We start from the raw sequence: 23,949 nt of genomic DNA on the forward strand, positions 1-23,949 counted from the left end.
TCCCGGCAGGGGCGGGGAACAGCGTCAGACCCGACGGGGGCCAGCAACCAGAAGCAGGCCCATTCCCCCGCCACCGACAGAGCTCAGATACCGGAACCATCCCCACACGGGCAGGGAGTGGGCGATGCCGCTGGCGGTCGGATGCCCGCCAATCCGGGCACCACCGTGCCGCGAGTTCGCGTACGTCGGATTCCCTGCAGCACGGGGCGGGTTCGGCCGGATCCGCACTCGTGAGCGGGGCCGGTTTCGCTCCTCGACAGGGCAGCCTGGGGCGGCCATGCCCGTTCAGGCTGCTCGAGCATCTGCAGGGCCGAAGACGTTGTCGAAGCTATGGGCATGACACGTGCTGACGAGGTGGTAGGCGCCGCTCGAGTGACGCAGGGCGTGCTCGGTGTAGTGGAGGACTTCTGCGGGGGTGAGGACTTTCAGGTCTCCGAAGACGTAGTACAGCGGGGTCGGTGCGTGGACGGCCGTGAACTGGAGGCCGGCGTTGACCGTGCTGGTGCTGATCGAGTAGCGGTTGGTATCGGTGCTGGGCATGCGGTCCTTGGCGTCGATGGTGACGATCTCGCCGGCGCGGGCGGCGATGAGGTCCGGGAACTGGCGCAGAGCGGACCGGGTCCGGCGTAAGGCTTCGCGGACGACTTCCGGGTAGGTGCCCTGGCCGCAGGGGTGGACGGTCCAGCCCCTGGCGCGCAGCGCGTGGGCGACCCTGTGTTCGTGCATGTCCCCAACGGCCTTGCGGTGCTGCCACTGCGTCACGTTCGTTCCCCCTCTGTCGAGTTCCGTCCGCGTGATACGAAGCCCTGTCTTTTCGTATTCCCCCATTGAGGGCTAGGATGCCGCACATGACGGAATACGTTGACCCACGCTTTCGTCCCACTCTGTGGCCTGGGACCCCGGTCCCCGCACCAGCGTTGAGCCCTCTCGCCTCGGCACGGGCGGAGGGCGAGTGGATTGTCTGGTCCCCCCAGGTCCGCTCCCCCGGCGACGGCACCATGGCCCTGCCGGAAGACTTCTACCTGCGCGAGTTCATGGAGCTCGACCCCACCAACCTCGACGCGGTGGCCGCCATGATGCGCACCTACGGGCAGCTCGGAGGCAGCGTGGGCTCGCTGAGCCTGGACGTGGAGGAGCACGAGCGCTACACGGAGCTGGAGGACCGCCTCCACCCGAAGCACGGCCCGTTCGCCCTCCACGGCGAGCTGACGGAACTGTTCGTCTCCCAAGCCCAGGAGGTCATCACGACGTGGCTGGCCCTGCGTCGAGAAGGGGGGCTGGACGCACTCGTCGAGGCGGAAGGCACCGAAGAGGAACTCACCCTATGGCAGGCAGCCAACAGTGACAGTGAAGACCTGTGGCCCCGCGACCTGGCCCACATGCGCGAACTCTTGCTGGAGCTGAAGATCGGCAACCTGCGCAGCACACTCAACTCGGCCCTCAAGCCGTTCAGCATCGGCATCGGCGGCCTCGAAGACCGCTACCCCACCCTGCTGGCCGTGACCTTCCTCCAGCTGTACAACCACCTCGCCGAGAACGCCACCATCCGCACCTGCGCCAACGAGACCTGCCACCGCTCCTTCGTCCGCCAGCGCGGCCGTGCCGAGTACGGACAGAACCGCACCACCGGCATCAAGTACTGCACCCGCGAATGCGCCCGTGCCCAAGCCCAACGAGAACACCGCCGACGCCGCAAGACGGCCGCCACCCAGCCCGACACCCGGACACCCAACGACGACCAAGCCGTACTCGCCTCACGCAAGGACAAGAAGAACCGCCCGTGATCCACCCCCGCGAGCACCAGGCCAGCAGGGGGACTCCCGGGGCACGGCCAGCGGCCGCGTAGGGACGATCATCGCGTGCGAGGAGCAGCCCGTAACGAGATCCCTGGCCAATGGCCGGATCCGGGGGCCCAGCCCCACCCTCACGGCACTACTGGATTGTGCCCCTGCCGCGGAATCGGCAGGGCGCCGGTGCGAGGGAGGGCGGCACAACGATGCCCGGGCATTTCAAAACTTGGCAGCTTTCGTACCCTGCCCCCTGGCATTCTGACCGCACACAGCGGTGGAGGCCGGTGAGCGGCATGAGAGCTTGTGGTGCTGCCGTTTTCGGGTTGGCTCGTTCTCGTGCCCTGGGCAGAGAGGCGAAAGCTTTCACCGCTGATGCTTTGTCAGAGGGGGGCGTCACGATGTCCACATAAGCCTCGCCTCTTGCCTTAAGGATCGGCCATCACTCGGTTCCTGGCCGCCCATCGGCCTCGTCCCGATGCCGTTCTGGCGGACGGTCCTCGGCGCGTGGATCGCTTTGCTCCCCCGATCGAGCCGGTCTCCGGCCCTGGCTTGCGCGGCCACCGCACGCCTGGCCGCACCATCGATCACCGTCTGCCGCAGCGGCCGGTGCCGTGCCTGTGGACGTCGCCGACCGCGGCACGGCAGAAGCTGACGGACGTCGCCCGTGGGCGCAGCGGTGCCTCTCCGCGTCTCCATGCCGGGACGTCGGCCGGGCCGGAGCGGCCTGCCGGGCCCGGGGCCGGGAACCCGGCCGGCGCCTCACGGCAGCATTCCGCGGCTAGGAGCACCTCTCGGCATGGACTGGGCGAGGTGATCGTGAGGCAGCTTGGCCGGAGGGGCTGCGCGTGGATAGCAGCCGGATTCGACTCGGCTATGGCCTCACGTTCGCATCCAGGTAGCGAAGGCGTCGACAAGGCCCGTGTAGAAGCGCTCGCCGGGTACCGAGCCTGGATTCTTGCTGGCGTCGTAGAAGGCGACGTTGGTGAAGGTGGCAGAGGCGGAAGCGTTGAGGTTCTTGTAGAAGGCGAGCTTGCCCCGGCCGAACCCGACGAAGAGCCAGAAGATGCCGAGCGAGGCGGTGTTCTGGAGCATGGAGCGGACCTCCGCTTTGTCCCAGGGCTCATCACCGACTTGAGTCACGACGAAGGCGGGATCTACAGCTCCGGACTCCTGATAGTGACTGACAGCGCGGCGCATCGCATCGGCAACGTTGCCCCACCCCCAGTCGACCTGAGTATGCAGCTGTCCGATACGGCCTCGATAGTTGTCCAACCGGATCTCCTCCAGGAAGGGCTCACGTCCGCTGGAGAAGATCACCGGCACCGTGCCGTCGTCGTCGAGGTTTGCCGACAGGGCCAGGACGCGTTCGGCAAAGGCCTGCACGGCGAACGACTCGTAGAGTTCTTCCATGTCCCAGTCATGGTCCAGGATGAGATAGACAGCGGCTTGCCGTCCCGTGATGCCTCGGTCTGCGAGGGCCTGGCCAGCCTGTCGCGCGGGCGCCAGCAGGCCCGGGGCCTGTCGCTCCAGTTTCGTCAGGTCAACCGCGGCAGCCTGTCCCGCTGTCGTGCGTGTTGGTGTAGGAAGTGGCGCGGCAGTGGGTTCGGGGTCGACATCGACGCCGTAGTCGGTTGCCAGCCCCGCAAGGCCTGAGGCGTAGCCCTGTCCCACGGCCCGGACCTTCCAGTCGCCACCGCGGCGGTACAGCTCCGCCAGGACCACGACAGTCTCCCCCGACGTGAAGCTTGGCGCTGTGAACGACGTCGGCGAGGTTCCGCTCTGGGTAATCGTCAGTTGAGGTGCTCTGGTGAAGACAGCACCTGGCTGCAGCGGATCGACGCTCACGACGACAACGACACGGTGCACGTCGGCCGGCAGGCGAGGAAGCTCTGCGGTGACCGTCGTGCCTTGAACGGAGACCCCGTCCTGGGCCGGATGGTTGTAGAAGACCAGATCATGATCGCCGCGAACCTTGCCGTCAGGCCCGAGCAGCAGCGCGGACACATCCGCGGAAAGCCCCTGTACAGAGACCGACACCACCGTCCGCGCCGTCAGCAGACCCGTGTTCTCACCCTTACGCAGCGACATCGTCTGCATCCCTGCCCCCTTGATCACCAGAGAAGAACGGTAGTCGCCTATGCGCCCGTCTGCGGCCTCTTCGGCATATCCGGCATGCGCAGGTGGGGAGCAGAACGAGACCATCCCCGCACAAGCGGGCAACAGCTGTGGGACCCGATCACCGACCACATCACGCAAGGGCCATCCCCGCACGAGCAGGGAGCAGGACGACCCGCAGGGTTGGAGGGTCATTGCGCTGGGACCATCCCTGCACAAGCACAAGGACACGTGAGCGATCGCCGTGCAACGGGGAGCAACACCCATGGGTGCGAGGAACCGCGTCATGGTCGCCCCAGGCCGGGAGGGGCCCTCGGGGGCCCCGGGTGACGAGACCGGGCCTCCTGTGTCGTGGCAGGCACACGGTGTGTCTCCGGGGTCCTGTATGCCGCTCGCCTGAACAGCGTCAGGAAGAGTCCGAGAGCCCCTCCTCGACGGCCTGAGCCTGAATCCGGTCCGCTTCTTCGGGAGTCAGGTGAAAGCCTGCGGAACGGTTTCGCTGTTCTCCGGGACATCTGACCGTGCAGTCGAATCCGCTGCTGCCGGCATCGATGAGGGTCACACACATGTGCAGGGGCCAGTCGCAGCCTGGGGTTCCTCGCTCAAGGTGGAGATGGCGGCGGAGCGCGGCGAGTTGGTGATTCGTGGGCAGGGAGCGTCGGGTGCGGCAGTGTGTGCATCGCAGCAGGTGGGCGGTGCTGCCCTGCAGGGTCAGGAAGTCCTTGCCGTGGCCCTCCATGGTGTTGCAGCTGACGCACAGGGGTCCGCGGATCAGCCCGTGGTCGTGGCAGTGGTCCCAGACAGCGGCCGGCCGTGGCGGGTCGCACAGTGTGCACAGGTAGTCCTGGGCCGGAGGTCCGTTCTCGCGGACCTTGGCGTAGGGCTTGCCGTCGAGCTGCTGTCTGTAGCTGAGCAGCGTGGCCTGCGCACAGGCGGGGCAGAGTACGTTCCCGCCGCTGCCGGCTGCCGGGCGTCGGCCGGGATCGGTGACGCCGGTGCCGCAGACCTTGCAGGGTGTGGGAGTGTGGCCGAGGTTCTCGTCGGTCTCCTCCTGGCGGTCGAGGATGAACGCGAGCGTCCGGGGAATGAGCCAGGTGTCGTCCGTCCAGGCCAGAGAGGCGACGGGCAGGACGCAGGCGATGGCGTACTCGCCGCACTGCTCACGCAACGCATCTGCGGTCAGGCCGCACCGAAGGCCCCAGCTCTTCTCGTAGCCATACCCCCACACGGCGCCGCAGGAGCAGCCGGTCTCTTCATGTGCGGTGCGAGCAGCTCTGACGATCCAGCCGTGGATCTGGGCGCGCCACCCGGTCGGTTCGAGCCGGCTTCCGCCCTGCTGACCGGCGCCGCCCGGGCGGGGGTCGACCAGGTCGTGCGGATCCCAGGCCAGGGCGGCGATCGCGCGTCCTGCCGCCCGGACCTCCGATTCGACGAACTTCCACCGGTTGGCCATCTTGTAGGCGCGTACCGGTTGATGCCCGAAGAAGACGAAGTCGTGTTTGGCGTCCCGGTTGTACTTGTATTGGAAGCGGACCGGTGCCATCGGGATCGGGCTGTGCCGTGTCTCATCGGCCAGAAAAGCCGCGGCCAGTTGTGGAGTGATCACCCATCCAGCCTCCCACCCGTCACTGACAACGCGGCGAGCGAGCATGCCAGACGCCGCGGGCCAGGCGGAACTATCCGGACAGACCCTGGCCTTGAGCGGTGGCTGTCCTCACGTGACGTTCCAGTCGTAGAGAAACTCGTACACGCCTCCGAACTGCTCGACTCGTTGGATGAGCTGGGTGCCCACGAAGGGATGCCTGGCGAAGTGGTCCGGATCGTTGACCGTGAGGGTGAGCGGGATGAGGGGTGAACGACTCGTCCGCCAGGCCCGATCGGACCGTTTCGTTGAACGCGTCGAAGACGGCCCCGGCCAATGCGCCGATCGCGCTCGAGATGAGGGCCCCGGTGATGACCCTTCCCGCCGACTCGACGGCACTCACGATGGCCGACCGGATCTGCTTGCCGAAGGCGGCGTACAGGGCGTCGAACCCCGTCCCTGAGGTCGCCGTTGTCGTGCTCGATGAGGACCAGCGTGGTGGTGTAGGAGTGCAGCCAGGGGCCGTCCTCGTCGAGGTCGAACTCCATGAGCACGTGCGGGTGATCGCGCTAGCGGTCCCGTACGTCGTCATCCGAGACGTCTCCGATCTCGCTGCCGTGCAGGACGGGGGCGCTGTACGTGCCGTCCGGCTGTACGCGGACCGTTGAGGAGTCGACGCCGAGCGCGGACATGTACACCTCGTCGCTGGCTCCTTGGAGCACGTCGTCCGTCGACTCCTTCTCGATGAAGTACCTGAGCCGGAACTGGACGGACCGGTGGTTCCAGTACGTGGTCCAGACGTGGCTGTCGTCCCCCAGGACGAAGAGGTCGAGGTGGGCCGGGCGGCGGGAGACGGCCGCAATGTGCTGGGCCTTGTCGAAAACGGCCTGGCCCGGGACCGGACTCCGCGGCCGTTGCGGATCTACCGCCCATAGTCGAGGTACTCCGCCTGCCGGGCGGTCAGAACGCCGGTCTCGGCGCCCTGGGCGCACTCCATTTCCCCGGATGGGCCGGGGGCGGAGCGTGCATGTTGTGCTTCCGGTCGCCGCCCCGGTGTCAGCCGTGCCGCCGTGGCCATGCCCTGGGTGGACGGGCCCAGGGCGCGACCACGGCCGTACGGATCAGGCGGTGGTGACGGGCGACCATCCGATGATGACTGGGATGCCGCCGTGGCTAACGTGGCAAAGCAGGGACACCTGATCTCGGTGTCGTCGATACGGCCCTGACGCCGGTGATCAACTCCATGGCGTCAATGGCCAGCCCCGGCCGAGGCGACTCAGAAGAAGGTGATCAGCTCGACGCGCTTGTCCCCGGGGTTGAACTTCAGGCCGATGGTGAAGGTCTTGTACTCGCCGCCTCCCGTGTCGACCTCGACCATGGATGTGTACAGGAGCGCACCGTACTCGTTGAAGCGCAGATTGTAGATGTGGCCCTGCGCGACCAGCTTGCTGACGACGGCCTCCAGCGCGGGGTGGTCAAGGTGATCCAGGCCGGCCCGTTGGAGGGAGACGAGGTGCTTGCTGGCGTCGTGGAGGTATTCGTACCGGCTGGGGGTCATCCAGATCGCCGGGCTTTCCACCAGATACGCGTCGGGCGAGAGCGTCGTCAGTGCGGCATACGCGTCTTCCGCGTTCCTGCCGGTGAGATGGCTGTTGATGCGGTAACTGAGGAACGGCAGGAACAGGTACTCGCGGATCGCGGTCGGCGTAAAGCCGTTCTCCTTGTAGGGCAGGCCGGCCGCGTTGGGTGTGCCGTCGAAGCTCCGGCCGTCGTGGAGGACTCCGTCGAGGATCTGGTCGCCCACACGCAGGCCCGAGTTCATCAGCGACATGCCTAGGTACTGCTTCAGCGCGTTACGGCCAGAGCAATCCGCGTAGCCGATGTAGGCGGGGTGCTCCTCGACTGCGCGCCTCAGCTCACGGTCCTGCGTCGGGGAGAGGTTGTTGATGTAGACGCAGTACATCTGTCGCGGGTGGACGTACCTGTGGGGCCGGTGGTGGATGACGCTCTCCTGGAGCGCGAGAGCTATCTGGTCGAGGGGGCCTTCGAGGATGTCGCCGCGCAGGATCGAGTTCACCGGGACGCCGCTCTTCACTTTCGGCAGCGCCGGTATCCATGCTTCGGCTACGTCGTGTCCGTAGAAGCCCCTGGACCGGGCGGAGGCCACCTCGGAGTCGAAGAGGAGCGCTGTCTCCTTGCGGCCATGCTGGGGCAGCAGGGCCTTGGCCAGGCTGTCGTACGAGATCCCGTGGCCTTCGAGGTCGTCGGTGAGCCGGCGGTGAGCGACCCGCATCATCTTGTGGAAGGCCTCGTCGCTCATGTTGAACATGCGCCGGGTCTCGGTCAGGTAGCAGCTGTTGTGCGTGGTGACCGTGGATATCTTGAACGGGCTGGCCAGCAGCTCTTCCCAGGTCATCGGGGCTTCATCATTCATGAGCAACTCCTAGGATCGGCCGACCGGGTGATGGCCGATCAGGTGCCAATGATCCGCCTCGGCTCAGGCTCAGCGCACTCTCTTTCCCGGACGGGGCGGGGGCGGAGCGGGCATGTTCTGCTTCCGGTAGTCGGCCCGGCGCTGGCCGTGCCGCCGTGGCCACTCCCTGGGTGTGCGGACTCAGGGCGCGACCGTGGGGGCACGGATCAGCTGGTTCCGGAGCCGGGCCACGGGTTGCGGAAGCCGCAGCGCGCGGGCTCGGCCACCCTCAGGACCCGTCCTGCTGGGTAGAGACGTAGCGGCTATCACGTCCGCAAGGTGCAGGAACGAAAAGGCGAGGGCGGCAAGTCCTTCGCCCAAGTCGCGTCGGTGGTCTCCCGCATGGCGGCGGAGTTGGCCAGGCGTCGGGCCTTTCATCGCATTTGTGCATTAGGGGTGATATCTCCTTCGAGTTGGGAAGATGCGCGGCCGTACGGCAGTGGTCGTTCCTCGGGCGGACGGGTCCGAGGTGCGACCGAGGAGCAGCAGGATGAGGAGCGTGGTCGTGGACGTGGGAGTCCCCCCTTGAGTGGGTCCGGAATGCCGGTCGGGTGACGCGGCGGTCCGCACTGTGGAGGAGTGGGGGGTTAGCCGCGCAACTGCCGACGACACTCGATCCTGGGCAAGCCGCGTTGGGCCGATCACGATCGTCTCTACGTGTCCCCTGGAGACCCTCAGATGGCCTTCCCGAGACAGACGGCTGAGCCAAAGGCCGCTGTGATGCCGATCTCGAATTTTCCCCACCGCTGCTCTTCGCCTCAGTTGGTTCACGAAGTGAACCAACTGAGGAATGTGGGGAGCGGAAAGCAGAAGGACTCACCGATCGCTGGGTCGGTGAGTCCTTGGGCGCGGGGTGGGTCAATGGGACGAGACGAAGCCCGCTGACTTGTCGAGGTGGAATGGTGAGCCGGGGCTCGCCGGCGTCCAGCCGCCGGTGAGAGCGGTGCGGATGCTGTCAGCCACCTGGGCAGGCAGGATCGGGCTGCCTTGTGTTCCGAACCAGTTGCTCGGATGCGGCTGGTTGGTGGTGACCACCAGTGTGGTGCCCGGAGTGTCGGCATGTTCGATCGCGTAGGTGAGGGGTGACCGGACCAGTCCCTGGTCGTAGGTCGGCCGTCCGCGGAGCCGCCATCGGTAGGCGGTGCCGTCCACGTTGATGAGCCGCGATCCCTTTTTGACCAGTGCCATGTCCACATCCTTTCCCATGTGACAGTAGTGAACGGCGACTGATCGTGTCCTGCCGGTTCCCATCGGACGGTGTCAGCTTCTGCGCATCGGGATCACGTCCCGACTTGCTGCTGGAATGGTGGGTCGCGCGGCCTCGGGAGTGGCCAGCAGGGCGACGATGGTGACGGGCTTGTCGCAGTGCGGGCAGTTCCGGACGGCCGTGGGCGCGAGTGGTGTCGGGTCTGGCGGCGCTGGCGTCATCGGTTCGCCTTCAGCGACGTCGGCGGCTTCGTCGCGTTCGCGGCGTCGACGCCGAGCGGCCTCTGCTTTGCAGCGGGAGGTGCAATAGGTATGCCGAGCCGCCGCATTGCGGTTGACCTGGAACGACGTCCAGCAGATGGGGCACTCCCGGAATTCAACCAGCACGTCCGGTCACCCCTTTGCGGAGGTTGTCAGCGTGGGACTGGTGCGAGCGGAGACGGTAGGACGGTCCGTCGATGCCGACCACGGCAGCACGGTGCAGGAGCCGGTCGAGCATCGCAGCGGCAACGGTCGCGTCGCCGAATGCGCCTGCCCAGTCGGCAATACCGACATTGGTCGTCAGGATCGTGCTCGACTTCAGATACCTCTGGTTGATCACCTGGAAGAGGGCTGAAGCGCCGTCGCCCGGAAGCGGGAGATAGCCCAGTTCGTCGATCACGAGCAGGCGGGGGCCGGCGAAGAACCTCATGATGCTCGACCAGCGGCCTTCGAGGGCGGCCTTGTGGCACTTGGCCGCGAGTTCGGCTGCGGTGGTGAAGTAGACGCGGTGGCCGGCATCGACCGCGGAGCGGGCGCGTGCAACGGCCAGCATCGTCTTGCCGACGCCGGGCGGGCCGACCAGCAGGACATTGGAGGCGTTGTCGAGGAACCTCAGGGTGGCCAGGTCGCGGATGAGTTTCTCGTCGACGCCGGGCTGCGCGGCGAAGTCGAAGTCGTTGAGGGTCCATGGTTCTGGCAGACAGGCGAACCGCAGACGGGAGGAGAGTTTGCGGGCCTCGGTCGCCTCGACCTCGATCTCGAGGAGTTTCTCCAGGGCGGTGGTGAGGGTCATCCGCTCGGCCCGTGCCTGGTCCAGGACGCGGGGAAGGGCTTCGGCGGCGTCGTTGAGTTTCAGATAGGACAGGTGGCCTCGCAGCTGCTGGTAGCGGCGGGCCTCGCTCATAGGCATGGTGTCACTCACTCTCGCACTCCTGGTCCTCGTGGGTGGGGGCCTGCCGCAGCCGGTCGGCGACGGCGGCGTAGTGGGACAGGTCGATCACGACCCGGTTCGCGACGTCCGATTCAGGTCGGCCGCGAAGCTTTTCGGCTTCTGCCTGGGCCGCGGCCGACGGGGGCCGCCGGACCTTGGTGCGGCAGGGTGCCTTGTCGGAGAACGAGGCGAGTACGGCCCGTTCGAGGGCGATGACGTGTCCGGCGTCCCGGACGGTCTGCCCGGCTCCATCCGGTGCCCGGCGGTGGTGGGCGATGACCGCGCGACCGGCGGTGACCACATGCAGGTCGTCCTCGCCGAGGCGGATCCGGACGGTGACGTGGGCGCCAGTCAGCCCGGGCGGAACGGAGTAGTGGTTGCCGGCGAAGGAAATGAGTCCTTGCGGGCTGACGACGCGGGTCTGCTCCAGTTCGGCGGGGAACGGGCGGGTCGGCAGTTCCAGCAGCGGCTCGGCTTCGGCGAGCGCGGCGACCGTGGTCGACGCTCCGTCGATCTTGCGTTTGCGGCTGTCCATCTACACGGCCAGCTTGTCGACGCCGTTCTGGCTTGCCTCGATGCTGATGCCGTCCGGGACAGTCCGCCACCAGCGTTGGGCTGCTGAGTGGTTGGCCTTTTCGACCACGCCCTTGCGGTTGCCCCGTCGCGGCGGGCAGATGTCGACGCCGGCTCCGTAGTACTTCGCGACGGCGGCGAAGGCCGGCAGGATCCGTCCGGTCGGCGGGTGGCAGACGGTGGCCATCCGGTCGAACCGCCACCTTCGGGTGGTTCCGCCCAGGCGCCGCAGGACGGCGTCGATGGCCTGGACCAGGTGCGGAAAGGTCTCGGCTTCCGCGAGCACGGCCCGCCATCGGCCCGAGTGAGCCAGGGCACCGACGAGGAGATGCGCGTTGGCACCGACGCCCCACTCTGCGGGCGGGTCCGGGAGCTCGACCCAGTCGAACTGGATCTCCTCGCCCGGAGGATGCGCGATGATCGCCACGTCGCGGCCGCTCGAAGCCCGGCATGGTTCGCAGTGCGGACGTGCTTTGTATCGCCGCAGGGCCCGGGTGAAGGTGGAGTATCCGCCCGCATAGCCGAGTTCGACGACTTCGTCGAAGAGCGTCGAGGCCCACAAGTGGGGGTCGTCGTTGGCGGCAGTACTCCAAGAAGGGCATGAACGCGTCCGGCGACTGGCGGCGATATCCGGAGATTCTCTCGCCGTTCAGATAGGCGCGGATCGTCTTGCGGTCGTGCCCCAGGTGCCGGGCGATCGCCGAGATCGACCAGCCCTGGCGACGCAGTGCGTGAGCATCCGCGTCTTCCTCCCAGGTGAGCATCAAGGGCCCTTCAAACAGGCCGAACTCCGTGCTCACGCAGGCTCTCCACGACACGCCGACACCAGTTCGACACGCCGGAAAAGATCACGCAATGGGTGGGGAGATCACCTGAGCAGGTTTGGCCACCTGAAGAGCAACACCTGAGGAGATTCAAAGAGCGCCATCAGCCGCAGGAACACGCTGTACGACTGGGCGTGTTCCTGTCGAACGCAAAATCGAGACGGGGGAAACTCGCAACCGACAAGCTGGCCACACTCACCACACACGGACTCGACAGCGTGACGACCGGACAAGAAGGGGCCGGGAGGGGTTGTGTCCGGCGGCCACGTGGATGCCGTCGGAGCTGCTCCCAACGGAAGCGGAGAGCAGCCGGCCTTGCGGTCGTAGGTGAGCGTGAACCCATCCCTACGGATACAGGAGCGGTCGTACGCTAGGACGTCGACCCCATGCGGGCGCGACCATCCCCACTGGCGCGGGCAACAGCTGTGGGACCCGATCACCGACCGCATCACGCAGGGACCATCCCCGCAGGAGCGGGGAGCACAGCGATTCGTAATCAGGTCGCAGCTTCGAGCGAGTCCGGGGCTGCGGTGTGGGCCCGGAGTCGGGCGGCAAGGCCGGCGGGGCCGAGGTGGGCCAGGGCCCACAGGGAGGTGACGCGCCGGGCGGATGCCCAGATCCCGGCGGCTGGGGGCAGGAACGGGGCGACGGCGATGTCGCGGGCGGCGAACGGGGCCGGGTCGAGATATGTCATCCCGCCGGTCCCGCACAGATATGTGCCGGCTCCGGCGGCGGCGGTGAGGTCGGCGAGCCGCTCGGATCGCTCGGAGCGGGCGGGCAGTCCGCCTACCGTCAGGACGCGGCCCAGCCAGCCGAGGAGGTCGAGCAGGATGCGGGTGGAGGTCTCGGCGACGGCGGCGATCCGGCCGATGTCGAATGCGTCCCAGACCGGCTCCACAGCGGACTGGAGGGCGGGCCAGTGGGGGCTGGTCCGGTATTCCTGCCGGATCATCGCCTCAGTCCGTCGCCGGGCGGAGGCAGGGTCGGCGATCAGAGCGTCGCGGATGACGGTCTGGCGGCCCTGGGGCAGGTGGGTGGGGATATGGACAGCCACTTGGTTCGGTCCGGGTCTGACAGGGCGGCCAGGCGGGTGCGGTGCTGGTAGTCGCGGCGGGTGAACTGGACGTCGTCGAGGACGATCCAGGTGTCCGCCGCGAACAGCTTGGCGAGGGTGGTCAGTCTCGGGAACAGGTTGGGCTGGTGGATCGCGCACACCCCGCCGGGCGGCCGGTCAGGAGATGAGGCGGCTGGTGAAGCCGTCGCGGATGAGGGACTCGTATGCGGCATGCACGTCCTCCGGGACATCCTGGGCGATGGCGAAGTCCTGCTTCGGATACTCGATCACTCGCTGGAGATCGCCGATGAGCATGTCCACCACGAGCTTCTCGTCGCCGATGGACTTGAAGTAGTCGTCCAGCTCCAGGGGCTCCGACGCACACACGATCTCGACGTCGGGCCATAGCTTGCGGGCGGTCGCGAAGGACCGCCTTTCCATATACGGCTTGGAGACCAGCATCACCGTCGCCGGGTCGATGCCGGCCGCGGCCAGCAGGGCGCGGGTGAGGGTGATGTTCTGGCCGGTGTTCGCGGCGCTCGGCTCGATGAGGATCGCCGTGTCGGGGACGCCGAGTTCGAGAGCGTGCTCGCGGAAGTGGACGGCCTCGCCGCGGGGGAACCGGCCCTTCGTGGTGAGGCTGTTGCCGCCGGTGAACACCAGCGTCGGGAACAGGCCGCGGTGATAGAGATCGGCGGAGGCCGCGGCGACGCCGAGGTCGTGGCTGCCCAGGCCGATCGCCACGTCGGTGGGCCGCAGCTGGTGGCCCATGAGGTGGTAGTCCCAGATCAGTTTGGTCTGACGCCACTGTTCCTCGGTGATGGTCTGCTGGTTATCGCCCACGCTGTTGTCTCCCTGGTCACCGGTTGACCGGGCCGGACGGCCCCGTGCTCATGGCCTTGATGTTCTCGATGCTGGCCAGCTGGTGGGACAGCCCGAAGCGGGCGGCCATGGTCGCGGCCTTGTCAAGGACGTGAAGGCCATCATTGCGGGTGGCGGAGTCGCTCAGCAGGATGTGTCCGTGGGCGGTGTCCAGGCGGACCTTCTGCATGGGGGCGTCGGTGGTGGCGGTGCCGCGGGCGACGGTGATGAAGTGCAGAGCGGATGAGAGGTCTCCGGCGCCTCGGTGGGCCAGGGCGATCTTCTGGTGGGCCACCGACCAGTCCTCCGGTTCGGCGAGGTCCTCGAAGTCGCGGGTCGCGGGTCGCGGGTCGCATCACGCGGGTCGCATAGTCGTGTTGGCCGTCCTTGCTCAGCGCGGTCCCCACCCACAGTCGGGATCTGGCCCGGTCGCGGCGGGAAAGCCTGTCATCGACCGCGAGGTTCTCGTACTGGCGCACCACCCTCGCCGACTACCTCGACCAGCACCCCGACGCCAAGACCGAGCTCGGCGTCATCCTCGGCCTCCTGGACGACAACGGCGACGATCTCACCAGCCGCAAGACGCTGCCCGGACACGTCACCGCCGGCGCCATCCTCGTCGACCCCGATAGCCGCATCCTGCACAGTCTTCGCAACGCCACCCAGAAGTGGCTGCTGCCCGGCGGCCATCTCGAAGCCTCAGACGGCACCCTTCTCCAGGCCGCCGGCCGCGAGCGCACCGAGGAGACCGGCATCCCGCCCCACGTCATCACCCCGCACAGCCAGACCCCCCTCCACATCGACGTCCACCCCATCGACGCCAACCCCGCCAAGGACGAACCCGCCCACCAGCACTTCGACTTCCGCTTCCTCTTCCGCACCACCGCCGACATCGGCGACCTCCAAACCGAAGAAGTCTCCGACGCCGCCTGGCGCGAGATCGACACCATCAGCGACGACCTCCTCCGCCAGCGGATCACCCAGGCTCTTCACTGACCCCTCCCGACCGGCAGTCCCCGCGAACTCCGTCCCTCACGGCGCGGGGACAGCCTCATCTCCACGACCAGACCTTGGTACCGCCCCAGACCCGGCCGCCCAGGGAAGCCCGACGGAGGGAACGAGCACGTCAACTGCTTTACGGGTTAAGCAAACAGCGTGCTCGCGGAGACCCTGGACGGATACCCGGAGGGCATCCGTGATACCGGCGAGGAGGGAACAGCCCTGCGGATGCGGGGAGCAGCGAGGGTGACTGATCGTGGCGTTCGTCGTCTCGGGACCATCCCCGCGCGAGCAGGGAGCAGACTCGATGACCTGCAGTCCTATCGCACAAGCACCCGCACCTGAACCACTTTCGCCGAAACCGGCAAACCAGGCATCTCCTCCCCCACGCGCCGAGCCAACCCCACGGAGACGAAGAACAGAACGCGCAACAGATCCTTCACTTACCTGCTCGGCGCCGTCCTCTTCCCGGTCGGGCAGCAGGTCGATCGGCCGGCGTATCTCGACATCCACCAGGACAGTCCGCAGTGCCGGCCCTTGCGGGTCGCGTACTCAGGGAACGCGTACAGGACTGGGATGGCTCCCGGGCACCGCCCCGAGGCTTTCCGGCGCAGCCCCGTCCTCCGCCCCGTGGCCCTGCGGCGCGCCGAACCACGCCACCGCGACCGCGCCCGCGACCGCAAGGACAAAGCCGAGGACGGCGAGCCAGGCGAAGCCCGGACGTGAGGCATCGCCCAGCCACCACACCCCGATCATGCCGGGGAGCACCGTCTCGCCGACCACCAAGGCTGCCGTCGCCCCGTTCACCGAGCCGATCTGGAGCGCGACGGTGTGCAGATACATGCCGCCGATCCCGGCGACGAGAATCGCGTACAGCGCGGGGTCGGTCAGGAGCGTGCCGGGGTCGAAGGGGTCGATGCCGTTCAGGATCCGTACCCCGACGCCCAGCGCGCCGAAGCCGAGCCCAGAAAGCAGACCGGCCAGGATCGCCGCCCGCCCGCCCAGGAGACGTACGAGGACTGTGCCACCGGCCATCAGGAGCAGGGAGATCGCGAGCAGCCACCAGTGCGTGGCGCCCTGAGTGTGCCCGCTGCCCTCCGGGCCGGCGGCGCTCGCCAGGAGTACCAGCGCGGAGCAGACCACACCGATCGATGTCCACTCCGCGCGGGTGAGCCGGATCCCGAGCAGCCGGACGCTCAGGACCGCCGTGACGACCAGATTTGCGCTGATCACGGTCTGGGACAGGAACAGCGGCAGCAGCCGGGCCGCGAGCGCCCCGAGACCGAAACCGATGAAGTCCAGGATCGTGCCGACGACGAACTCCCAGGTCGTCGCCGCCTTCGCGGTGGAGGACAGACTCGGCCCGCCGCGCTCCGTGAGCCGGCCCGCGACCGCCTCACGCCGGGCGGACTTGCGCGACCCGACGGCCTGCAGGACGGAACCCGTGCCGTAACAGATCGAGGCGGCGATGGCGGTCAGCAGTCCTATGAGCACCGAATGGCTCCATTCCGGAAGGGTTGGTACGGACTGCCAGACGTGGCATCGGGCATAGAAGTTGCCTCCCGTAGCCACCCACAGTGATCATCTTCCCTACCAGCCCCCTTCCGGGCGGCCACCGGCCCCCTTCCAAGGCCTCCAACCTCAGCGGCCAACAGAAGAAGTAGACGACGAAGGCCGCATTGCAAGCGGAAGGGTTACCTGGTTTCCGGTGTCCGGCCGCTTCCAGATCACCGACAACCCCGCGGGGAACGGTCGCCCATCTGCCGGAGACTGTCTTGCGGACGGGAACGGCCCCGTGAGTCCGGGAGCAAGCGATGCCGCCGCCCTCGGTGGGGATCGTCACCGCGGGTGCGGGGAACAGCGTACGCGCGGTGGGTGGTCCGCGGGTGGGGCTGGGACCACCCCCGCGGGTGCGGGGAACAGGCGCCTGTTGACGCAGGACCATCCTGTTCCACACTCGAGGTGTCTCAGAGCATGTCCCGGTCCATGAAGTCCTCGGCTTCTTCCCAGCTGATGAACGAGCATCCGCCTGTCTGAAGATCGACGACGATGGGGAGGTTTCCGGCTAGCTGGGCACCATCGACACCGTGGTCAAGGTAGTCGGTGGTGTTGTAGGGCGCGATGAGTCGGCCTTTGTCGACGAAACAGTCCTCTTGGATGATCCTGACGCTGTTCGCCTGCCAGGTGCGGCGTTCCTCGGCCAGGAAGGCGGCGGCTCGCTCCATGGCTTGTGCCTGCTCGAGCATCTAGTTCGTCCTCATGAGGTAGTAGTGCCTGTATCTCGGGGCGGCAGGGTTGGCCTTTCCGCTCTGGAAGTCGAAGAAGACCACCTTGCCGTCGATGTTGGCGACGTTAAAGTCCATCCGGGCCGCCCAGGAGCGGCGCGCCAGGCGCCTGCCCCCGTGCCTCCGCCGCCCCGGGTTCCGACGGGGAGCCTGGTGTGCGAGGCGTGCCGTCGCCCGCTCAACCCTCTGCTGGCTAAGGCCTGCCCCACATACTGCGCTGATGCCGCATTAGGCGCGTACGGGGAGGGAAGTACCCCGGACCAGGCAAGTCTGGGGACACCGAAGGGTGTGTCAGCGGACCGCTGACACGGGGTGTTCACCGCCCGCGGGAGAGGCCCGGGATTCCCGCTCTCCGCAGGGACTGTCGGCTGGCACGGTCAAGGACAGGGCACACATGGTGAACTGCACCCCGGCGGCGGCCTCACGCGGCATGACGTCCACCCGCGCAGGCAGCGACCGCGAACAAGTCCTGGGGCAGCGGTCCAGGCTGGCTGTTGCCGGAGGTCAGCGGGTGTTGCGGCGCAGCGGCCTGGCAACAGGTGATCACTCCGTCTACTTGATCAGCCGGAACGTACCGTGGGGGCGATTTCGGGGTGGCGGCAACAAGGGCACGTTGTTGCGTCTGTTCTTGGATCGCGCATGGCAACGGTTTCAGGGGCCTACATTCTTGGATCCTCCCCTCCGGCAATCCGCCGGATGAGTGACAGGTACCCCTGCTCCGCTATGGGTTGAAGATTGGACATCTTGATGGAACGGCCGCTGCTGTCGTTGAGAACGACCCTGGTCCTTCTGCTCGCGCTCCTCGCCGGCGGCACGGCTGGAGGCCTGTCCGTGCTTGCGGGCGAGGGGGTGCCGCGCAGCGTGCTCGCGGGCCTCGCCGTCGCGGCGCTGGCGGTGCCCTTCTTCAACCGTCTCGTGGGCACCGAGGCCGACGAGGCCGCACCGTGCGCTCACGCGGTGGTGGCGCGCTCGCACGAGGAGCAGGGCAATGGGTGAGCTCCGGCCGCTGGGGGATGGCCTCAACGATGCTTCCCGGGCGCTGGCGATGGCTCTGCGGGAGCTGTTCGAAGGGATGGAGTTGTCCGTGCGCCGGTACGCCGCGCGTCGCCAGCGCGATCCGGGGACGTTCTCCCGGTATCTGAACGGGACCCGGTTACCGCCGTGGCAGGTGATCAATGAACTCTTCGCGGATCTGGGTGAGCATCGTGGGACGGTGGTGACTCCTGAGGCCATCGAGTTCGTGCGTGGGCTGTACGGGTCGGCTGTCGATGCCGGGTCTTCGCCCAACAATGCGGTGGAGATCCTGGAGCAGCAGCTGGCGGACGCGGACCGGGACTCCAGGCGTTCCAGTGTGCATGGTGACGTCCTGGGCGATGCGCTGCTGGACCGCACGCACCGCATCGCGGACCTTGAGGTGCGGCTGAGTCAGCTGGAGGCCGACCGCAGTGCCGAGCGGAGGCGGGCGGACGAGCTCGCGGAGGCTCACCCCGACGTCTCCGGCCTGCTGGAGGAGCGCGACGCGCTGCGCAGCGAGGTGCGGCGGCTGGAGACGGATCTCCGCAACGCGCAGGCACTGCATGCCGCCGCCGAGCACCGGTGTGATCTGCTGGAACGGCAGCTGGAGGCCGTGGAGACGGTCACTCCCGCGCTGCCTGCCCCCGCGGTGTCCCAGCGGATGCCGAAGATCCTGGTCGTCGACGACCAGCCGGACAACCTGATCGCGATGACGGCGGTCCTCGCCACACTCGACCAGGATCTCGTCACCGTCTCCTCCGGCAAGGAGGCACTCAAAGCGCTCCTCGACCACGACGACTTCGCCGTCATTCTCATGGACGTGCAGATGCCGGAGATGGACGGCTACGAGACCTGCGCCCATATCAAGCGCCGTGCTCGCACCCGTGACGTCCCCATCATCTTCCTGACCGCGATGGGCGCCGGACCGGAACACTCGGCCCGCGGGTACCAGGCCGGCGCCGTCGACTACATCAGCAAGCCCTTCGACCCCTGGGCCCTGCGGGCCAAGGTCGCGGTATTCACCTCCATCTACCTGGAACGCAACACCCAGTAGCACGACCCCGACCGGACACACTCCGGCGAACTCGCATTGTCGGGCCCCTCCCCCGGCTCACCTCCGGCGGAAACTCGGCGTGTGTCGTGCCCTCGTTCGACGGGGTCACCTCCAGCTGGGCGGGTACACGCCCCCCGCGCATCTTCCCGTCGCCATCAAGTTCTCTGGGGCCTGTCACTGTGCCGGGAAGGCGGACCCACTGGTGATCTCGTCGACGATCGTCGCCACAGGGGTCACGGCTTCGGTACGGGTTCGGGCCATGCAGCCAAGGCCCGATCGAATGCCCTGTGCAGGGCGCGCACGAGGCGGGCCGTCGACTGTGCGGCGGTGAAGGGGGCGCGGGGGCTGTGTGTCGTGTCGAATCGGCGTACGGCCTCGGCGCATGCCGCGTGCGAGGGGTACGGCCGGGTCGGTCTGCGGCAGGCGTCCGCATGCGGCCTTGGTCTCTCGGATCAGGAGGCGTCCGTAGCCGGTGAGCTGGAGGCTGATCTGGTCGAGGTCGGCCGACGGCAGGACGGTGGAGTTCTCCCGCCAAGTCAGGACGGTGTCGACGAGCCGTTCATGCACGGCCCGGTCGAGCGGCACGGTGTCGTCGAGGAGTGCCTGGGGGTCGTGGACGATGCCGGCACACGGGCTCCCGTCCCATCCGCCCCGGCCGGTGTGGCCAGCGCGGTCGGGATGGGTGATGGGGGTGGCCGCTTCGGTCACGTCGGCACCTCCAAGTCGGTTAACTGTCACGGGTGTTCGGATACGGTGTTGCGGCGTTCGGCTTCGGGCTTGAGGAGCACCGTGTCGGTTGCCACGAGAGCGCCAGTGGGTTCTGGGGGCGCCGTGAGGCACTCAGTTCCTGCTCCCGGCCCGTTACAAGCAAAGGCGTTCCAGGGACGGGGAGTCGGTGGCATCGTGTTTTCTACGCGCACAGCTGACGAGACGGGGGGCTGGTATGAACCGGTGGGCCAGGTGGACGGTAGCGGGAGTGGCGACGGTCTCGTCGTTCGCCGCTGTCACCTCGCTCTGCGGGGCTCTGGTGCTGCCGCCGATGATGGAGGACGCAGCAATCCGCTGGGGGTTGGCCTCCGCAATGGGCGCGGCGCTGGCAGCACTGGCTGCCGCATGGGGCCACGGTTTCGCCACCCGCACCCCGCAGACCCCGGGCGAGGCGCCGCTCGGCAGATCGGCACATGCGGCGGGCGCTGGCTCCGTCGCCGTCGCCGGTGACAACTCGGGCAGCATCGCCACAGGCGACATCACTCCGAGGGCGGTCCCCGCTCAGCCTCCCGCTCAATGGCCCGCCACGCCCCCTCCCCCCGCCCCGCCCTCCTCGAATAGCACGGTGACGGCGTCCGGGGAGCGGTCCATTGCCGTCGGTGGGAACAGCTCTGGGACCCTGTCGACCGGCGACCAGAGCGGCGGCACCGGACAGTGAAATGGCCCTCGCGAATGAGGAAGGAACCACCCGCTCTCGCCAAGGTCGTCCCGCAGATCGAGGCGTCAGGGAAGGGTTCCGTCGTCATCGACGGGCACAACTACGGGCTTGTGATGACCGGCGACGGCGCCAGGGCCGTGGAGCTTCCCGCCGAAGCATTGCGACCCCCCGCACAGGTAGACGCGCCCCCTGGATTGGACGACCTGCCGCTGCACCGGGGGCCGTTCGTCGGCCGCACGAGCGAACTGCAGCGACTCGACGCCGCACTGGCGGCCCCGGGCGGGGTTCTCGTGCAGGCGGTGCACGGGCTGGGCGGAGTCGGCAAGAGCACCCTCGCCGCGCACTGGGCCGCCACCCGCTCCCACGGCTGCGTCCCGATTCGGTGGATCAACGCTGACAGTCCCACTGGTGTCCACGAGGGCCTGGTGGCGCTGGCCACCAGCCTGCAACCGGCCCTGGCCGAGGCCCTGACGCAGGGGGCGCTGGCCGAGTACGCCTTACAGTGGCTGGCCACCCACACTGGCTGGCTGCTGATCCTGGACAACGTCAACGACCCCGGCGACATCGCCCCTCTGCTCGCCCGTGCTCCCGGCGGACGCTTCCTGATTACCAGCAGACTCGCCACCACTTGGCACGACGTCACCACCGTGGTGCGCCTGGATGTCCTAGACCAGGCGGAGGCGGTGGACCTGCTCACCCGCCGGGCCGCGACCACCGCCCCGGGACGGAACATGGACGGCGCCGCCGAGCTGTGCGCCGAACTCGGCTACCTGCCCCTGGCCGTGGAACAGGCCGGCGCGTACCTGGCCCAAAACCTGCTCACGACCCCCCGCGCCTACCTGGATCTCATCGGCCGCGACCCGGCGATGATGTACGACCAAGGGGCCGTCGGCATCGATCCTGAGCGCACCATCGCCCGAATCTGGCGCGCCACCTTGAACCGGATCACCGCCGACCAGCCCCTGGCCGCCGACCTCCTGCGGACCCTGGCCTGGTACGCCCCCGACCACATCCCCGCCGAACTCCTGGGCGACATCACCGAGCCTGTAGTGAACGCCGCGGTCGGTCTCCTCACCGCCTACAGCATGATCACCGCCGATCCCGCGACCGGCACCCTGTCCATGCATCGGCTCGTCCAAGCCGTCGCCCGCACCCCCGACCCGGACGACGCCCACCGCCAACCTCAGGACATCGATGCTGCGCAGCACCACGCCATCGTCGGCCTCTCCTTGCCCGATTCGACACACTCGAATCGTGCTGCCTGGTTCCGTCTCGCCCCGCATGTTGCCGCCTACTGCCGCAACGCGCCGGCTGCCACCGACAGTCCCTGGGTGGCCCGGGCACTCAACAACATGGGTGTGTTCCTGGACACCGAAGGATTCAACACGGAGGCGGTGCGGTATTTGGAGCGAGCCTTCGATTTCCACCAACGCCCCGGCAAGAGCCGCTCCAACCCAGAAGCCCACGCTGTGCGGGGCAACCTGGCGATCGCCTATGGCAACGCAGGGTTCCCGCGCGTCTCGCTGCCCCTGGCCTGGCAGAGTCTGCAGGACAACATCAATGCTCTCGGCGAGGAGCACCCCCGCAGCCTCACCGCGTTGAACAACGTGGCAGGCGCTCTGTATCGGGACGGGCGGCTCGCCGACGCCACCTCCTTGTACGAGCGCTCCCTGCAGCTTCACACCGCGACGCTCGGCGCCGACCATCCCCATACGCTCACCGCGCGCAACAACATGGCCATCGCCTACCAGCGACTCGGCCGGGTGAGGGATGCGGTGACTCTGCTCGAGGAAAACCTCCGCACTCGCAAGCGGGTGCTGGGAGAGGACCACCCGCAGACGCTCCTGGCCCGGGTGAATCTCGCCGACGCATACAAGGTGGGTGGCCGCCTAGGGGATGCGCTGCGCTGTTTCGCGGAGAATGCGGACTCCTGCCGGAAGTTCCTGGGTGCCGCCCACCCGACCACTCTGGCCTCCGACGAAGGCATCGCCGCGGTATACCAGGCCCACGGCGAGACTGGGCGGGCCATCGCACTGCTGGAAGAGACCCTGCTGGCACGGCGGCGCCTGCACGGGGACTGCGATCCCCGGACGCTGGAGTGCCGCAACCAGCTGGCGCAGGCCTACCAGGCCGCCGGTGACCTGCCGCGCGCGATCGGGTACTTCGAGGAGAACGTCACCCTCAAGACGGATGCCTTCGGCGAGGACGCCCCCACCACTCTACTGGCGCGCAACAACCTGGCCCACGCACTACTTGGCAAGGCCGGCCACGCATGCCAGGCGGTACGCGTGTTCGAAGACAACCTCGCCCGCCGCGAGCGAGTGCTGGGTCCGACCCATCCCGACACGCTGGTGTCGCTGCGCAATCTGGCTTTCGCCGCTCGCGAAGCTGGCGACCAGGAGGGAGCACTGAAGTACCTGCGGCTGGAGCTCCACCGCCGCGAGCAGACCCTAGGCGCCAACCACACTGACACAGTCGTCTCCCGTGAAAACCTTGCTTTCTTCCTGGCCGAGATCGGACGCGTCGGCCAGGCGATACCCCTGCTGCAGGCCAATCTCGCCCTGCGCTTGCGACACGATGGGCCGGACCACCCGGACACAATCGCCGCATACGAGACGCTCCAAGCTGCTGCTGAGTACGCAGAAGACGAAGAGTAGAGATCACGAATAGCACTCGGCGCGGGAGTGATCGCCCTCGGCCGGTGCGGGGTAGTAGCGACCTGGCAGCACGACGACAACTTCGGCCGCATCCTCGCCGCGTACGGCTGGGGTCTTCGTCGCCGGCTCCATCGCCTGGGGCATGTTCGCCGACGGCTGGCGGACACGTCAGGAATACTCGCGGCCTACGACGAGACGGACCCGCTCTACGACAAGGCACGCTACGTACTCAACAGGGCTGGCACCATCGTGATGTCGCCGCTTGTCCTCGCAGAACTGGACCACGTGGGCTACAACATTGGGTTCACCCACGACGAAGTCCTCGCCATGTTCGACGGAATCGCGGCGCAGATGGAACGGGGACGCCTGATTGTCCCTGAGCTCAAGGCCCGATTCTGGAGACGGCTCAGAAGATCCGCCGCGACTACGCCGATCGCAAGCTCGACCTGTCGGACGCCACCACGATGATGCTCGCGGCGGAATGGGACACGGTCAACGTCCTCACCAAGGACGAGCGCGACTTCCGATCCGTCAGCCCGTACCGCGGCTGCTGGCTCACGATCCTGCCGGCGAATGCCTCCGAGTAGGGGGCTGATACTGGTGGGCTCGCGTATTCAACTGTCGCGTGTTGGTACGTCCCGCTCTGGAATTGCTACTGACGTCAGAAGGATCCGGTGGATGAACCCAGAGGCCGATGCAACAGTTCATCAACGGACCGACGGACTGTACCCGCGGCGTACGGGAGCGACGGAACATGAGGCCATGGAGACAGGAGAGATATCACCACGGTGGCCACCACCACCGTGGCCGTCGCAGCGATCGTGGGCTCATTCGCCGGAGCTCG

General features: G+C 67.6%; 22 protein-coding genes and 2 pseudogenes. 7 read left to right on the forward strand and 17 right to left on the reverse strand.

Going from position 1 to position 23,949, the window contains the following annotated elements:
• Positions 1 to 285: 285 nt before the first annotated feature.
• Entirely contained in the window at positions 286 to 726 is a 441-nt protein-coding gene (locus SGA01_RS28060; RefSeq protein WP_229918514.1) for a hypothetical protein, read from the reverse strand.
• A gap of 272 nt (positions 727 to 998) precedes the next feature.
• Between SGA01_RS28060 and SGA01_RS28065 the strand changes: the two genes are divergently transcribed.
• Positions 999 to 1,784: a hypothetical protein gene (locus SGA01_RS28065; RefSeq protein WP_229918515.1), complete on the forward strand. Its 786-nt coding sequence runs from the start codon at positions 999 to 1,001 to the stop codon at positions 1,782 to 1,784.
• An 885-nt stretch (positions 1,785 to 2,669) separates the two neighbouring features.
• On the opposite strand, the gene SGA01_RS28070 is transcribed toward SGA01_RS28065, so the two are convergent.
• The 13 genes and pseudogenes from SGA01_RS28070 to SGA01_RS28120 form a co-directional block, all read right to left on the reverse strand.
• Positions 2,670 to 4,037, reverse strand: a complete 1,368-nt coding sequence (locus SGA01_RS28070) for a VWA domain-containing protein (protein WP_229918524.1) — start codon at positions 4,035 to 4,037, stop codon at positions 2,670 to 2,672.
• A 274-nt stretch (positions 4,038 to 4,311) separates the two neighbouring features.
• Positions 4,312 to 5,448, reverse strand: coding sequence for an endonuclease domain-containing protein (locus tag SGA01_RS28075; protein ID WP_167534200.1), 1,137 nt, complete (start codon positions 5,446 to 5,448; stop codon positions 4,312 to 4,314).
• 608 nt (positions 5,449 to 6,056) lie between these two features.
• Positions 6,057 to 6,209, reverse strand: coding sequence for a hypothetical protein (locus SGA01_RS41205; RefSeq protein WP_167534201.1), 153 nt, complete (start codon positions 6,207 to 6,209; stop codon positions 6,057 to 6,059).
• A 554-nt stretch (positions 6,210 to 6,763) separates the two neighbouring features.
• The gene (locus SGA01_RS28080) at positions 6,764 to 7,921 is read right to left on the reverse strand and encodes a hypothetical protein (RefSeq protein WP_141299633.1); all 1,158 of its coding nucleotides are present in this window, start codon (positions 7,919 to 7,921) and stop codon (positions 6,764 to 6,766) included.
• 897 nt (positions 7,922 to 8,818) lie between these two features.
• The gene (locus tag SGA01_RS28085; RefSeq protein ID WP_141299635.1) at positions 8,819 to 9,148 is read right to left on the reverse strand and encodes a hypothetical protein; all 330 of its coding nucleotides are present in this window, start codon (positions 9,146 to 9,148) and stop codon (positions 8,819 to 8,821) included.
• Positions 9,149 to 9,220: 72 nt separating this feature from the next.
• Positions 9,221 to 9,553 (reverse strand): hypothetical protein, encoded by a 333-nt coding sequence (locus SGA01_RS28090; RefSeq protein ID WP_141299637.1) that lies wholly within the window; start codon positions 9,551 to 9,553, stop codon positions 9,221 to 9,223.
• A complete protein-coding gene (gene istB, locus SGA01_RS28095) occupies positions 9,543 to 10,331 on the reverse strand; it encodes an IS21-like element helper ATPase IstB (protein WP_229918516.1) in 789 nt (262 codons plus the stop codon). Before istB ends, SGA01_RS28090 begins: the two co-directional genes overlap by 11 nt.
• A gap of 10 nt (positions 10,332 to 10,341) precedes the next feature.
• Positions 10,342 to 10,893, reverse strand: coding sequence for a Mu transposase domain-containing protein (locus tag SGA01_RS42240; RefSeq protein ID WP_229918517.1), 552 nt, complete (start codon positions 10,891 to 10,893; stop codon positions 10,342 to 10,344).
• Positions 10,894 to 11,358: a hypothetical protein gene (locus SGA01_RS42245; RefSeq protein WP_229918518.1), complete on the reverse strand. Its 465-nt coding sequence runs from the start codon at positions 11,356 to 11,358 to the stop codon at positions 10,894 to 10,896.
• Between the two features lie 893 nt (positions 11,359 to 12,251).
• Positions 12,252 to 12,809, reverse strand: a complete 558-nt coding sequence (locus SGA01_RS28110) for a WbqC family protein (RefSeq protein ID WP_308699074.1) — start codon at positions 12,807 to 12,809, stop codon at positions 12,252 to 12,254.
• The gene (locus SGA01_RS42705) at positions 12,746 to 12,970 is read right to left on the reverse strand and encodes a WbqC family protein (protein WP_308699075.1); all 225 of its coding nucleotides are present in this window, start codon (positions 12,968 to 12,970) and stop codon (positions 12,746 to 12,748) included. Before SGA01_RS42705 ends, SGA01_RS28110 begins: the two co-directional genes overlap by 64 nt.
• A gap of 16 nt (positions 12,971 to 12,986) precedes the next feature.
• Positions 12,987 to 13,652, reverse strand: coding sequence for a YdcF family protein (locus SGA01_RS28115; RefSeq protein ID WP_141299641.1), 666 nt, complete (start codon positions 13,650 to 13,652; stop codon positions 12,987 to 12,989).
• Between the two features lie 16 nt (positions 13,653 to 13,668).
• Positions 13,669 to 14,146 (reverse strand): annotated as a pseudogene (locus SGA01_RS28120) (hypothetical protein); the annotation flags it as partial.
• Between SGA01_RS28120 and SGA01_RS28125 the strand changes: the two are divergent.
• The gene (locus SGA01_RS28125; RefSeq protein ID WP_308699076.1) at positions 14,058 to 14,666 is read left to right on the forward strand and encodes an NUDIX hydrolase; all 609 of its coding nucleotides are present in this window, start codon (positions 14,058 to 14,060) and stop codon (positions 14,664 to 14,666) included. The pseudogene SGA01_RS28120 and the gene SGA01_RS28125 sit on opposite strands and share 89 nt — an antisense overlap.
• Before the next feature lie 555 nt (positions 14,667 to 15,221).
• Here SGA01_RS28125 and SGA01_RS28130 read toward each other — a convergent pair.
• Both SGA01_RS28130 and SGA01_RS28135 read right to left on the reverse strand, forming a co-directional pair.
• Positions 15,222 to 16,163 (reverse strand): DMT family transporter, encoded by a 942-nt coding sequence (locus SGA01_RS28130; protein WP_229918519.1) that lies wholly within the window; start codon positions 16,161 to 16,163, stop codon positions 15,222 to 15,224.
• Between the two features lie 473 nt (positions 16,164 to 16,636).
• Positions 16,637 to 16,915: a YrhB domain-containing protein gene (locus SGA01_RS28135; RefSeq protein WP_141299643.1), complete on the reverse strand. Its 279-nt coding sequence runs from the start codon at positions 16,913 to 16,915 to the stop codon at positions 16,637 to 16,639.
• Positions 16,916 to 17,689: 774 nt separating this feature from the next.
• Here SGA01_RS28135 and SGA01_RS28140 point away from each other — a divergent pair.
• Positions 17,690 to 17,950, forward strand: coding sequence for a hypothetical protein (locus SGA01_RS28140; RefSeq protein WP_141299646.1), 261 nt, complete (start codon positions 17,690 to 17,692; stop codon positions 17,948 to 17,950).
• Positions 17,943 to 19,022 (forward strand): response regulator, encoded by a 1,080-nt coding sequence (locus SGA01_RS28145; protein WP_167534202.1) that lies wholly within the window; start codon positions 17,943 to 17,945, stop codon positions 19,020 to 19,022. Before SGA01_RS28140 ends, SGA01_RS28145 begins: the two co-directional genes overlap by 8 nt.
• A 174-nt stretch (positions 19,023 to 19,196) precedes the next feature.
• Here SGA01_RS28145 and SGA01_RS28150 read toward each other — a convergent pair whose 3' ends face one another.
• Positions 19,197 to 19,730, reverse strand: a complete 534-nt coding sequence (locus tag SGA01_RS28150; RefSeq protein ID WP_141299648.1) for a hypothetical protein — start codon at positions 19,728 to 19,730, stop codon at positions 19,197 to 19,199.
• A gap of 732 nt (positions 19,731 to 20,462) precedes the next feature.
• Between SGA01_RS28150 and fxsT the strand changes: the two genes are divergently transcribed.
• The 3 genes and pseudogenes from fxsT to SGA01_RS42250 all read left to right on the forward strand — a co-directional run bounded on the left by fxsT (position 20,463) and on the right by SGA01_RS42250 (position 23,692).
• On the forward strand, positions 20,463 to 23,105 hold the full coding sequence (fxsT, locus tag SGA01_RS28155; protein ID WP_141299651.1) for an FxSxx-COOH system tetratricopeptide repeat protein: 2,643 nt from the start codon (positions 20,463 to 20,465) through the stop codon (positions 23,103 to 23,105).
• Positions 23,106 to 23,120: 15 nt separating this feature from the next.
• Positions 23,121 to 23,268: pseudogene (locus SGA01_RS43100) on the forward strand (YnfA family protein); the annotation flags it as partial.
• A gap of 301 nt (positions 23,269 to 23,569) precedes the next feature.
• Positions 23,570 to 23,692, forward strand: coding sequence for a hypothetical protein (locus tag SGA01_RS42250; protein WP_255325275.1), 123 nt, complete (start codon positions 23,570 to 23,572; stop codon positions 23,690 to 23,692).
• The last annotated feature ends 257 nt before the right edge of the window (positions 23,693 to 23,949 follow it).

Source organism: Streptomyces gardneri (assembly GCF_006539185.1).
Lineage (GTDB): Bacteria > Actinomycetota > Actinomycetes > Streptomycetales > Streptomycetaceae > Streptomyces > Streptomyces gardneri.